Source organism: Agrobacterium sp. MCAB5 (assembly GCF_052114365.1).
Classification (GTDB): Bacteria; Pseudomonadota; Alphaproteobacteria; order Rhizobiales; family Rhizobiaceae; genus Agrobacterium; species Agrobacterium tumefaciens.
In genome coordinates this window covers 1-521 of record NZ_JBFREP010000196.1, presented here as the reverse complement: position 1 = coordinate 521, position 521 = coordinate 1, and the positions used below count along the sequence as shown (strand labels likewise).

Here is a 521-nt window from a genome sequence, read left to right as displayed (position 1 = left end):
GGCTTGTCTCGCGAACAGCTTTATCGATCGTTCAGCGAGCACGGCAACCCAACGCTCAAAACGACGTTGGCCGTTATGAGAGCACTCGGTGTTGATATGACCGCCAAGGCCCATGCCGCCCAGTAACACGGTGGTCCGCATACACGCGGCAGAAACAAGCTACTGACAAAGCAAACACTCGCCTGATCCTTCCGCATCAAGCGGCAGGACCAGGCGCGAGGGGTTCCCCTTTGGAACTCCACCCCTCGTCGCCACGACGGCTTCCGGTCCAAGGTCGGACAATGCCATAGCCTGAAGCGAATGACCGCAATTGGCGGTTCTGCGCCAAGTCGGCCGTCGGCCGATTGCGGACTTTTTACTTCGCTTGACGTAAACTTGGTATGGTCGCGTCAGAGACGAGGATGTATACCGCCGTGAGACTTGCGCATATCAACATAGTTGCCAGAAACGAGGAAGCGTTCGCGGCATTCTATGTAAATGTCATGAAGTGCATAGTCCTTCGCAAACCGACGACGTTATCC

Annotated in this window: 1 protein-coding gene; it reads left to right on the top strand. The window is 55.9% G+C overall.

Going from position 1 to position 521, the window contains the following annotated elements; translation table 11 throughout:
- A partial coding sequence (locus AB4Z23_RS28185) for a helix-turn-helix domain-containing transcriptional regulator (protein ID WP_441361270.1) occupies positions 1-126 on the top strand: 126 nt, incomplete at its 5' end.
- Positions 127-521 lie beyond the last annotated feature (395 nt).